Below are 10,040 nucleotides of genomic sequence, written 5' to 3' on the forward strand. Positions count from 1 at the left end.
ACGCGCCTCGGCGGCGCCGCGCGGCCGCATTCGATGTCCGACCCCTCGACCCGCATCCCGGCGCAGGTGCGCCGCCGGCGCACCTTCGCGATCATCAGCCACCCCGACGCCGGCAAGACCACGCTGACGGAGAAGCTGCTGCTGTTCTCCGGCGCGATCCAGATCGCCGGCAGCGTGAAGGCGCGCAAGGCCACGCGCCACGCCACCAGCGACTGGATGGAGATCGAGAAGCAGCGCGGCATCTCGGTGGCGAGTTCCGTCATGCAGATGGAGTACCGCGACTGCGTCATCAACCTGCTCGACACGCCGGGCCACCAGGACTTCAGCGAGGACACCTACCGCGTGCTGACCGCGGTCGACGCGGCGCTGATGGTGATCGACGCGGCCAACGGCGTCGAGCCGCAGACGCGCCGGCTGCTGCAGGTCTGCCGCGCCCGCAACACGCCGATCCTCACCTTCGTCAACAAGATGGACCGCGAGGTGCAGGAGCCGCTGGCCCTGATGGACGAGATCGAGCGCGAGCTGGGCATGGCGGTGGTGCCGTTCACCTGGCCGGTGGGCATGGCCAAGTTCTTCGGCGGCGTGCTCGACCTGCGGCGCGACCAGATGCGCGTGTTCTCGCCCGGCGAGGACCGCCACCACGGCGACGACGAGATCGTCGACGGCGTGCACAACCCGGTGCTCGCGCAGCGCTTCGGCGCCGCCTACGACCAGGCCGCCGGCGAGATCGAGCTGGTGCGCGACGCCACGCCCGACTTCGACGCGGCGCAGTTCCTCGCCGGTCACCAGACGCCGATGTTCTTCGGCAGCGCGATCAACAACTTCGGCGTCAAGGAGGTGCTCGACGCGCTGGTCGAGCTCGCGCCGCCGCCCGGGCCGAAGGCGGCGGTCCAGCGCGTGGTCGAGCCGACCGAGCCGAAGTTCAGCGGCGTGGTGTTCAAGATCCAGGCCAACATGGACCCGGCGCACCGCGACCGCATCGCCTTCGTGCGCGTGGCCAGCGGCCACTTCGAGCGCGGCATGCGGCTGAAGGTCACGCGCAGCGGCAAGGAGCTGCGGCCGAACACGGTGGTGACCTTCCTCAGCCAGCGCCGCGAGCTGCTGGAGGAGGCCTTCGCCGGCGACATCATCGGCATCCCGAACCACGGCGTGCTGCAGCTCGGCGACACGCTGACCGAGGGCGAGGCGCTGCAGTTCACGGGGCTACCGTTCTTCGCGCCCGAGATGTTCCGCTTGGTCGAAGTGGCCGACCCGCTGAAGACCAAGCAGCTGCGGGCCGGCCTGACCCAGCTCGGCGAGGAAGGCGCGATCCAGGTCTTCCGGCCGGCCGCCGGATCCGTGCTGCTGCTCGGCGCGGTCGGTCAGCTGCAGTTCGAAGTCGTCGCTCACCGCCTGGAGCACGAGTACGGCTGCAAGGCGCGCATCCTGCCGGCGCGCTACAACGTCGCGCGCTGGGTGACCTGCGACGACGCGAAGGAGCTGCAGCGCTTCATCGACCACAACGCACACCGCGTCGCCTTCGACGCGGTCGACGCGCCTACGGTGCTGCTCGAGTACGCCGGCGAGCTGCGCGCGATGCAGGACAACTGGCCGAAGATCCAGTTCCACGCGCTGCGCGAGCACGCGGGGCTGGTGTTCCAGCGCCGGCTCGAGGGCTGAGGGACAGGGATAGCACCCCCAGGGCCGGGCTGCGCCCGACCCGCCCCCCGTGGGGGTCAAGTCGCCTTGGGGCGGCCCGGCGACGACTTGGGCACCCCCAGGGCCGGGCTGCGCCCGACCCGCCGCCAAGCGGTCAGGCCAGCGCGGCGTGGCGCGACTCGAGGATCGCGCGCGACACCATCGAGCGCGTCAGCCCCCAGCGACACAGCATGTGGTCGAACACCATGCGCTCGATATCGCCGATCTTGCCGTCGGCGGCGATCAGGCGTGCGGCCAGCGCGCACACGCGCAGGCGCAGCGCCGGGTCGCGAACGCCACCCATCAGCGTGTCCAGGCGCTGGATGTCCGACAGGTGCAGGTAGTTGTGCGACCGCATCTCCCGGCCCACCGATTGCTCGTACTCGCGCGCCAGCTCGGCGAAGCGCTCGCGCGTGACGCCCAGCTGCGCGAAACCGCGCTGCGCGTCGATGGCGTCGAGCTCGGCGTCGTGCACTTGTCCGTCGGCGCTCATCAGCATCGCCAGCAGGCGCGCGGGGGCTTCGGGGTGGGCGGCGGCGTGGGGGGTCGAGATCATGCGCTCGTCTCCTGTCGCGGGTCACAACGGGCACCGGCCGCACGCCGACACCTGCGCGATGGGACCGAACAGCGTGCCCGCGGTTCCGTGAGCCCATGTTGCGCCCGATCAATGACGGTGCGATGACAGTGCGTCGCGATAATCGGCGCGTGAGCCGAACCGCCGTTCCTGCGGCGCCGTCGCGCGCGGCGCTGTATCTCGACCTGGTGCGCTGGGACCGTCCGGCCGGCTGGCTGCTGCTGCTGTGGCCGACGCTGTCGGCGCTGTGGATCGCCGCCGACGGCTTCCCCGGCTGGCACCTGCTGGCGGTGTTCGTGCTGGGCACCATCCTGATGCGCAGCGCCGGCTGCTGCGTCAACGACGTCGCCGATCGCGACTTCGACCTGCACGTCGAGCGCACCGCACAGCGCCCGGTCACGCGCGGTGCGCTGCCGCCGGGCGAGGCGCTGGCGCTCGGCGCGGTGCTGGCGCTGGCGGCCTTCGCGCTGGTGCTGACGACCAACCCGCCGACGATCCTGCTGTCGTTCGTCGCGCTGGCGGTGGCCGTGACCTACCCGTACGCGAAACGCGCCGTCTCGATGCCGCAGGCGGTGCTCGGCGTGGCGTTCAGCTTCGGCATCCCGATGGCCTTCGCCGCGGTGCTCGGCGCCGACCTGTGGGCCTGGCGCTCGGTGGCCGACGCGGTGCCGCCGCACGCCTGGTGGCTGATGGCGTCGAACCTGTTCTGGGTGCTCGCCTACGACACCGAGTACGCGATGGTCGACCGCGACGACGACCGGCGCATCGGCATTCGCACCTCGGCGCTGACGCTGGGGCGGCGCGACGTCGCCGCGGTGATGGCGTTCTACGCGGTGCACCTGGTGTCGTGGGCGGCGATCGGGCGCACGCTCGGGCTGGGCGGCTGGTTCCTCGCCGGCGTGGCCGTCGCCGCGGCGCAGGCGCTCTGGCACTGGACGCTGATCCGCACGCGCGAGCGCTCCGGGTGCTTCCGCGCGTTCCGCCTCAACCACTGGGTGGGCTTCGCGCTGTTCGCGGGCACCGCGCTGGACCTCGCGCTGCGCTGAGCCCGAGCCGGCCTGCCCCGGTCCGGCACGGCCGGCCGAGGCGGGGCAGCCAGCGGGGCTGCGGGCGGCGCGTCAGCCGAACTCGTCGCCGAGTTCCTTCGCGCGCCGCTGCGCCGCGACGATGGCGCGCACCAGCGCGGCGCCCACGCCGTCGGCGTCGAGCGAGCTGATCGCCGCGTGCGTGGTGCCGCCCTTCGAGGTCACGCGCTGGCGCAGCGTCGCCGGCGCCTCGCCCGACTGCAGCGCCAGCGCCGCCGCGCCGGCCACCGTGGCCAGCGCCAGCTCGCGCCCCTGCGCGCCGCTCAACCCCATCTCGAGCGCCGCCGCCTCCATCGCCTCGACCAGGTAGAACACGTAGGCCGGCCCCGAGCCCGACAGCGCGGTCACCGCGTCGAGGTCGGCCTCGTCGTCGACCCACAGCGTGCGTCCGGTCGACGCCAGCACCGCCTGCGCCTCGGCGCGCTGCGCGGCGCTGACGGCAGCGCGCGCGAACAGCGCGCTGATGCCCTGGCCGATCAGCGCCGGCGTGTTCGGCATCGCGCGCACCACCGCCGCGGCGCCGGTGGCGCGCACGATGGCGTCGCTGCGGATGCCGGCCATCACGCTGAGCTGCAGCGCCCGGCGCACGTGCGGCGCGCAAGGCGCCGCGGCCTCGGCGAACGACTGCGGCTTGACCGCCCACACCACCACCGAGGCGTCGGCCAGCGACGCGTCGGCTTCGGCGCGCACGTCGACGCCGTGCTGCTGCTGCAGGCGCGCGCGCGACTCGGCCAGCGGCTCGATCACCAGCATCGACGACGGCGCGCGCCCGGCGCGCAGCAGCCCGCCGACGATCGCGCCGGCCATGTTGCCGCCGCCGACGAACGCGATGCGCGACGCGCTCATCGCCGCCCCCGCGGCGCCGCGCGCCCGTGCGCCTCGGCCCGCCCGGGCCACTGCGTCGTGTCCATGCGTGCAGTGTAAGCACGCACGGCGCGCGGGCAACGGTGACACGGCGCCGCCGCGCACCTACAGTGCGCGCACCGACGAACCCGGAGACCCCCGATGAACGAGACGCTGTCCTACGTCAACCCCGGCCCCGACAGCCCCTGGACCACCTACCTGTCGCAGGTCGACCGCGTGCTGCCGTACCTCGGCCCGCTGGCACGCTGGGCCGAGACGCTGCGCAGGCCCAAGCGCGCGCTGGTCGTCGACGTGCCGATCGAGCTCGACGACGGCCGCGTCGCCCACTTCGAGGGCTTTCGCGTGCAGCACAACCTCAGCCGCGGCCCGGGCAAAGGCGGCGTGCGCTACCACCCCGACGTGACGCTCGAGGAGGTGATGGCGCTGGCCGCGTGGATGAGCATCAAGAACGCCGCGGTGAACCTGCCGTACGGCGGCGCCAAGGGCGGCATCCGCGTCGACCCGAAGCAGCTGTCGACGAAGGAGCTGGAGAAGCTCACGCGCCGCTACACCAGCGAGATCGGCATCATCATCGGCCCGATGCAGGACATCCCCGCGCCCGACGTCAACACCAATGCGCAGGTGATGGCGTGGATGATGGACACCTACTCGATGAACGTCGGCGCCACCGCCACCGGCGTGGTCACCGGCAAGCCGATCCACCTCGGCGGCTCGCTCGGGCGCGTCAAGGCCACCGGCCGCGGCGTGTTCGTCACCGGGCGCGAGGCGGCACGGCGCATCGGGCTGAACCTCGACGGCGCGCGCGTGGCGGTGCAGGGTTTCGGCAACGTCGGCTCGTCGGCCGCCGAGCTGTTCGTGCAGGCCGGCAGCAGGATCGTCGCGATCCAGGACCACAGCGGCACGATCGTCAACGAGCACGGCTTCGACTTCGCCGAGCTGATGCCGCACGTGCGCGCCACCGGCGGCGTGGCCGGCTTCAAGGGCGGTGACGCGGCGCCCGCCGAGAGCTTCTGGGACGTCAAGTGCGAGGTGCTGATCCCGGCCGCGCTGGAAGGCCAGATCAACGCCGACCGCGCGAACCGCATCACCGCCAAGCTGGTGCTCGAGGGCGCCAACGGCCCGACGCTGCCGGTGGCCGACGACATCCTCGGCGACCGCGGCGTGCTGGTGGTGCCCGACGTGATCTGCAACGCCGGCGGCGTGACCGTGAGCTACTTCGAGTGGGTGCAGGACTTCAGCTCGTTCTTCTGGACCGAGGACGAGATCAACGTGCGCCTCGACAAGATCATGGTCGGCGCACTGAAGACCATCTGGGACACCGCCGACCGCCACGGCGTCTCGCTGCGCACCGCGACCTTCGCGGTGGCCTGCGAACGCATCCTGATGGCGCGCCAGGAGCGCGGGCTGTACCCCTGACGACGACGGCGACGAGCGGGCCGACGAGCGGCATCGGCGGCGGCGCGGTCGGCGACGGCCGCGGTGGCGACACGAAGCGCCTCGCCGCGGGCGCCGCGGGCCGCGGCGCCCGCGCGCACGCCGTTACCATGCGGGACTCGCCGTCTCCGGAGAACCACCCCATGCAACGCCGTCACGTGCTCTCGCTCGCGCTGGCCGCCCCGCTCGCGCTGTCGCCGCTGGCCGCCCTGGCCCAGGCCTGGCCCACCCAGCCGGTGAAGATCGTCGTGCCGGCGCCGGCCGGCAGCTCGCTCGACATCATCGTGCGGCTGATGAGCGACAAGCTCAAGGACCGCTGGGGCCAGCCGGTGGTGGTCGAGAACAAGCCGGGCGCCGGCGGCATGCTCGGCACCGACGTCGCGGCCAAGGCCGCGCCCGACGGCCACACGATGGTGCTGGCGTTCAACGGCCCGATCTCGTTCGCGCCGTTCATGTACGCGAAGATGCCCTACGACCCGGCGAAGGACCTGCGACCGGTGGTGATGACCACCTCGCAGCCGAACGTGCTCGCGGTCGGCGCGGGCGTGCCGGCGGCCAGCGTGAAGGAGTTCGTCGCCTGGGCCAAGGCCAAGCCGGGCGGCATGAACTTCTCGTCGCTGGGCAAGGGCAGTTCGTCGCACCTGTCGATGGAGCTGTTCCTCGCCGAGGCCGGCGTCGCCGGCACGCACGTGCCGTACAACGGCTCGCCGCCGAGCGCGATGGCCGTCGCGCAGGGCGAGGTCGATGCGACGATGATGGTCGCGCCGGCCATGCTGCCGCACGTGCAGGCCGGGCGCGTGAAGCTGCTGGCGGTGACCAGCAAGCAGCGGCCCGAGTCGCTGGCCAGCCTGCCGACGATGGCCGACGCCGGCTACCCCAGCGTCGAGGCGCTGGCCTGGAACGGGCTGTTCGTGCCGGCGGCGACGCCGGCGCCGGTGGTCGAGAAGATCAACGCCGACGTCAACGCGGTGCTGCGCGACGCCGACGTGCGCGCCAAGCTCGACAACGCCGGCATGACGCCGGTGGGCGGCAGCGCCGCCGAGTTCGCCGCCGCGGTGAGCGCCGACACGCAGCGCTGGGGGCCGATCATCCGCAAGATCGGGCTGAAGATCGACTGACGGCGCACCGGGGGCGCAGGGCTCACACGTCGAGCGTGTAGACCTCGGCCGCGGCGCGCTCGTCGGCGCTGTGGCCCTCGAGCGCGCGGTCCCACTCGGGGCCGTCGGCGCCGCGCGCCGGCACCAGCCCCTGCGTCATCACCGCCACCTCCTCGCTGCCGGCGTCGAACTCGGCCACCGGCTCGCGCGTGGCCAGGAACAGCCGTGCCACCGTCGGCCCGCCGGCGTCGATGAGCACCAGGTACCGCGCCGGCGCGCGGTGCGGCGCCCCGCCGTGCGCCGGCGGCACCGCGATGCCGTAGTTCTGCCCCATGCGGCCGATGATGCCACGCGACCTGCGCCGCGCCGCGTCAGCCGCGCGTGCCGAAGATCGCGCTGCCGACGCGCACGATGGTCGCCCCCTCGGCGACGGCCGCGTCGAGGTCGGCGCTCATGCCCATCGACAGCGTGTCCAGCGCCAGCCCGCCGTCGCGCAGCGACTGCAGCAGCTCGCGCAGCGCGCGGTGCGGCCGGCGCTGCTGCTCGAAGTCGCCCGCCGGCTCGGGGATCGCCATCAGCCCGCGCAGCGCCACGCGCTCGCGCGGCAGCGCGGCCACCGCGCGCGCCAGCGCCGCCGCGTCGGCCGGCGCGACGCCGCTCTTGCTGGCCTCGCCGCTGACGTTGACCTGCAGGCACAGCTGCAGCGGCGGCAGCGACGGCGGGCGCTGCTCGGCCAGGCGCTGCGCGACCTTCAGCCGGTCCACCGCGTGCACCCAGTCGAACGCCTCGGCCACCGCGCGCGTCTTGTTGCTCTGCAAGGGCCCGATCAGGTGCCACTCGAGCCGATCGCGCAGGTCGGCCAGTGCGGCCATCTTGGCCAGCGCCTCCTGCACGTAGTTCTCGCCGAAGGCGCACTGGCCGGCGGCGTGCGCCGCGCGCACCGCGTCGGCGCCGAAGGTCTTGCTCACCGCGAGCAGCGTGACGCTTTGCACGGGCCGACCGGCGCGCTCGCACGCCGCGGCGATGCGCCCTCGGACTTCTTGTAACTTGGCCGATATGGTCGCCATAATCGATCGAGCTTAGTCTGTCTTCATGGACATCACCCAGCTGTTGGCCTTTTCGGTCAAGAACAAGGCCTCGGACCTGCACCTGTCGGCGGGTCTGCCGCCGATGATCCGCGTGCACGGCGACGTGCGCCGCATCAATGTCGACCCGCTCGAGCACAAGCAGGTGCACGACATGGTGTACGACATCATGAACGACAGCCAGCGCAAGCACTACGAGGACACACTCGAGTGCGACTTCTCGTTCGAGATCCAGGGGCTGGCGCGCTTTCGCGTCAACGCGTTCAACCAGAACCGCGGCGCCGGCGCGGTGTTCCGCACGATCCCGAGCAAGATCCTGACGCTCGAGCAGCTCAACGCGCCGAAGGTGTTCGCCGAGCTCGCGCTGAAGCCGCGCGGGCTGGTGCTGGTGACCGGGCCGACCGGCTCGGGCAAGAGCACCACGCTGGCGGCGATGGTCAACCACCTCAACGAGAACGAGTACGGCCACATCCTCACCGTCGAGGACCCGATCGAGTTCGTGCACGAGAGCAAGAAGTGCCTGATCAACCAGCGCGAGGTCGGGCCGCACACGCTGAGCTTCGCCAACGCGCTGCGCAGCGCGCTGCGCGAGGACCCCGACGCGATCCTCGTCGGCGAGATGCGCGACCTGGAGACGATCCGCCTGGCGCTGACCGCCGCCGAAACCGGGCACCTGGTGTTCGGCACGCTGCACACGAGCAGCGCCGCGAAGACGATCGACCGCGTCGTCGACGTGTTCCCCGCCGCCGAGAAGGAGATGGTGCGCGCGATGCTGTCGGAGTCGCTGGTGGCGGTGATCTCGCAGACGCTGTGCAAGCTCAAGGACGGCTCGGGGCGCGTGGCGGCGCACGAGATCATGCTCGGCACCTCGGCGATCCGCAACCTGATCCGCGAGAACAAGATCGCGCAGATGTACTCGGCGATCCAGACCGGGCAGAGCCAGGGCATGCAGACGCTCGACCAGAACCTGGCCGAGCTGGTGCGGCGCAGCGTGATCTCGCCGGCCGAGGCGCGCGCCAAGGCCAAGACGCCCGAGAACTTCCCCGGCTGAGCGGCAGCGCCGCCCCATTCGTCAAGGAATCGGCATGGAACGTGACCAGGCCTCCAAATTCGTCCACGACCTGCTGCGGCTGATGGTGTCGCGCAACGGCTCGGACCTGTTCCTCACCGCCGACTTCCCGCCGGCGATCAAGGTCGACGGCAAGATCGCCAAGGTCAGCCCGCAGCCGCTCACCGGCCAGCACACGCTGGCGCTGGCGCGCTCGGTGATGAACGACAAGCAGGCCGCCGAGTTCGAGCGCACCAAGGAGTGCAACTTCGCGATCTCGCCGCAGGGCATCGGGCGCTTCCGCGTCAACGCGTTCCTGCAGCAGGGCAACGTGGGGCTGGTGATGCGCACGATCCCGGCCACCATCCCGACCATCGACACACTGGGCCTGCCGAAGATCCTGAAGGACGTCGCGATGACCAAGCGCGGGCTGGTCATCTTCGTCGGCGCCACCGGCAGCGGCAAGACCACGTCGCTGGCGGCGATGGTCGACTGGCGCAACGAGAACTCGTACGGCCACATCATCACCGTCGAGGACCCGGTGGAGTTCGTGCACCCGCACAAGAACTGCATCGTCACGCAGCGCGAGATCGGCATCGACACCGACGGCTGGGAGATCGCGCTGAAGAACACGCTGCGCCAGGCGCCCGACGTGATCCTGATGGGCGAGATCCGCGACCGCGAGACGATGGAGCACGCGGTGGCCTTCGCCGAGACCGGCCACCTGTGCATGGCCACGCTGCACGCCAACAGCTCGAACCAGGCGCTGGACCGCATCATCAACTTCTTCCCCGAGGAGCGCCGGCCGCAGCTGCTGATGGACCTGTCGCTGAACCTCAAGGCCATCGTCAGCCAGCGCCTGCTGCCGCGCCAGGAGACCAAGGGCCGCATCGCCGCGGTCGAGATCATGATCAACACGCCGCTGGTGGCCGACATGATCTTCAAGGGCGAGGTCGGCGAGATCAAGGAACTGATGAAGCGCAGCCGCGAGCTGGGCATGCAGACCTTCGACCAGGCGCTGTTCGACCTGTACGAGGCGCGCCTGATCACCTACGAAGACGCGCTGCGCAACGCCGACTCGCTGAACGACCTGCGGCTGAACATCAAGCTCAACAGCCAGCGCGCGCGCAGCCCCGACCTGGCGGCGGGCACCGAGCACCTGACCATCGTCTGAGC

10 protein-coding genes are annotated in these 10,040 nt (G+C 71.7%); 6 read left to right on the forward strand and 4 right to left on the reverse strand.

Annotated elements, in window-relative coordinates; genetic code table 11:
• The first annotated feature begins 33 nt into the window (after positions 1-33).
• Positions 34-1,659 (forward strand): peptide chain release factor 3, encoded by a 1,626-nt coding sequence (locus PKC53_RS11310; protein ID WP_324428585.1) that lies wholly within the window; start codon positions 34-36, stop codon positions 1,657-1,659.
• A gap of 133 nt (positions 1,660-1,792) precedes the next feature.
• Here the strand turns inward: PKC53_RS11310 and PKC53_RS11315 are convergent, their stop codons facing one another.
• The gene (locus tag PKC53_RS11315; RefSeq protein WP_324428586.1) at positions 1,793-2,233 is read right to left on the reverse strand and encodes a hypothetical protein; all 441 of its coding nucleotides are present in this window, start codon (positions 2,231-2,233) and stop codon (positions 1,793-1,795) included.
• Positions 2,234-2,382: 149 nt separating this feature from the next.
• Here PKC53_RS11315 and ubiA point away from each other — a divergent pair, with 149 nt between their 5' ends.
• Entirely contained in the window at positions 2,383-3,297 is a 915-nt protein-coding gene (ubiA, locus tag PKC53_RS11320; RefSeq protein WP_324428587.1) for a 4-hydroxybenzoate octaprenyltransferase, read from the forward strand.
• A 72-nt stretch (positions 3,298-3,369) separates the two neighbouring features.
• Here the strand turns inward: ubiA and proC are convergent, their stop codons facing one another.
• A complete protein-coding gene (gene proC, locus PKC53_RS11325) occupies positions 3,370-4,182 on the reverse strand; it encodes a pyrroline-5-carboxylate reductase (protein WP_324428588.1) in 813 nt (270 codons plus the stop codon).
• A 159-nt stretch (positions 4,183-4,341) separates the two neighbouring features.
• Here proC and PKC53_RS11330 point away from each other — a divergent pair, with 159 nt between their 5' ends.
• Positions 4,342-5,616 (forward strand): Glu/Leu/Phe/Val dehydrogenase, encoded by a 1,275-nt coding sequence (locus PKC53_RS11330; RefSeq protein WP_324428589.1) that lies wholly within the window; start codon positions 4,342-4,344, stop codon positions 5,614-5,616.
• 161 nt (positions 5,617-5,777) lie between these two features.
• The gene (locus PKC53_RS11335; protein WP_324428590.1) at positions 5,778-6,752 is read left to right on the forward strand and encodes a tripartite tricarboxylate transporter substrate binding protein; all 975 of its coding nucleotides are present in this window, start codon (positions 5,778-5,780) and stop codon (positions 6,750-6,752) included.
• Positions 6,753-6,774: 22 nt separating this feature from the next.
• Here PKC53_RS11335 and PKC53_RS11340 read toward each other — a convergent pair whose 3' ends face one another.
• Positions 6,775-7,065, reverse strand: a complete 291-nt coding sequence (locus tag PKC53_RS11340) for a hypothetical protein (RefSeq protein ID WP_324428591.1) — start codon at positions 7,063-7,065, stop codon at positions 6,775-6,777.
• Between the two features lie 37 nt (positions 7,066-7,102).
• Complete coding sequence (locus tag PKC53_RS11345; protein WP_324428592.1) at positions 7,103-7,798, reverse strand: YggS family pyridoxal phosphate-dependent enzyme; 696 nt, start codon at positions 7,796-7,798, stop codon at positions 7,103-7,105.
• 25 nt (positions 7,799-7,823) lie between these two features.
• Here PKC53_RS11345 and PKC53_RS11350 point away from each other — a divergent pair, with 25 nt between their 5' ends.
• Together PKC53_RS11350 and PKC53_RS11355 are read left to right on the forward strand one after the other, a co-directional pair.
• The gene (locus PKC53_RS11350; protein ID WP_324428593.1) at positions 7,824-8,867 is read left to right on the forward strand and encodes a type IV pilus twitching motility protein PilT; all 1,044 of its coding nucleotides are present in this window, start codon (positions 7,824-7,826) and stop codon (positions 8,865-8,867) included.
• A 34-nt stretch (positions 8,868-8,901) separates the two neighbouring features.
• Positions 8,902-10,038, forward strand: a complete 1,137-nt coding sequence (locus tag PKC53_RS11355; protein WP_324428594.1) for a PilT/PilU family type 4a pilus ATPase — start codon at positions 8,902-8,904, stop codon at positions 10,036-10,038.
• The last annotated feature ends 2 nt before the right edge of the window (positions 10,039-10,040 follow it).

It is taken from the genome of Azohydromonas sp. (genome assembly GCF_035325925.1).
In the GTDB taxonomy this organism is placed as follows: domain Bacteria; phylum Pseudomonadota; class Gammaproteobacteria; order Burkholderiales; family Burkholderiaceae_C; genus Calidifontimicrobium.

Excerpts from the sequence above, each read along its gene's own strand:
- PKC53_RS11350 (WP_324428593.1), top strand. The coding sequence starts at position 7,824 with ATGGACATCACCCAGCTGTTGGCCTTTTCGGTCAAGAACAAGGCCTCG.
- PKC53_RS11315 (WP_324428586.1), bottom strand. The coding sequence starts at position 2,233 with ATGATCTCGACCCCCCACGCCGCCGCCCACCCCGAAGCCCCCGCGCGC.
- PKC53_RS11310 (WP_324428585.1), top strand. The coding sequence starts at position 34 with ATGTCCGACCCCTCGACCCGCATCCCGGCGCAGGTGCGCCGCCGGCGC.
- proC (WP_324428588.1), bottom strand. The coding sequence starts at position 4,182 with ATGAGCGCGTCGCGCATCGCGTTCGTCGGCGGCGGCAACATGGCCGGC.
- PKC53_RS11345 (WP_324428592.1), bottom strand. The coding sequence starts at position 7,798 with ATGGCGACCATATCGGCCAAGTTACAAGAAGTCCGAGGGCGCATCGCC.
- PKC53_RS11335 (WP_324428590.1), top strand. The coding sequence starts at position 5,778 with ATGCAACGCCGTCACGTGCTCTCGCTCGCGCTGGCCGCCCCGCTCGCG.
- PKC53_RS11340 (WP_324428591.1), bottom strand. The coding sequence starts at position 7,065 with ATGGGGCAGAACTACGGCATCGCGGTGCCGCCGGCGCACGGCGGGGCG.
- PKC53_RS11355 (WP_324428594.1), top strand. The coding sequence starts at position 8,902 with ATGGAACGTGACCAGGCCTCCAAATTCGTCCACGACCTGCTGCGGCTG.
- PKC53_RS11330 (WP_324428589.1), top strand. The coding sequence starts at position 4,342 with ATGAACGAGACGCTGTCCTACGTCAACCCCGGCCCCGACAGCCCCTGG.